Annotated in this window: 1 protein-coding gene; it reads right to left on the bottom strand. The window is 43.5% G+C overall.

Annotated features, from left to right (window positions below; all coding sequences use genetic code 11):
- The coding region (locus BN1206_RS07370; RefSeq protein WP_052543153.1) for an IS256 family transposase at nucleotides 1-699 on the bottom strand (699 nt) is incomplete at both ends.

The following is a 699-nucleotide window of genomic DNA, read 5'->3' as shown; positions in this document are numbered from 1 at the left end:
TCAGTTGGAAACTCTGCTTTAGGCTTAGCTTTACGCTTGATAACGTTGTTAAAGGATTCGATCATATTGGTAGAGTAAATTGAAGCCCTGATCTGCTTAGGATAGCTGTAAAAGACCAGCAGATCAGGTTCAATATCTTTGAGATTTCTGATGACATGGTTGTACGCTCTGTTCCACTTGTCATAGAAGGCGTGCAAGACTTTGATCGCAGCTTCTTTATTTGGCTGTTGATGAATTTGCTTGAATTCATTCATGATCGTTTCGCGATCATCTACGCGTACTTTAGCGCAAATATTGCGCATGACATGAACTAGACAGCGTTGAAAATGAGCTTTCGGATAAGTCTGCTCCAGCACTGTCTTCATGCCCACAACGCCATCTGAAAGAAAGAGCTCAACCTGTTCTAGACCGCGAGACTTCATGTCTTGAAGCATTTCCGTCCAATTCTCGACGTTTTCGCTGGGAGCAATGCGGTAATCGATGATTTCCTTGTGGCCATTAGGCTTGATGCCAATGGCAATATAAACTGCTTCACGATCAAAGGTTATGCGACGCAAAGGAATGTAGGTAGCGTCCAAATAAACGCAGAAGAACTTGTCACTGAGTTTGCGCTGATGATAGGCCTCGACTTTTGGAATCATCTGCTTGGAGATGTTAGATACCTGAGCTGGGCTGTAATGACTGCCATACATCTTTTCA

This window comes from Lactobacillus sp. OTU4228 (assembly GCF_001006945.1).
GTDB classification, from domain to species: domain Bacteria; phylum Bacillota; class Bacilli; order Lactobacillales; family Lactobacillaceae; genus Lactobacillus; species Lactobacillus amylovorus.
This window is presented reverse-complemented; position numbering and strand designations above follow the sequence as displayed.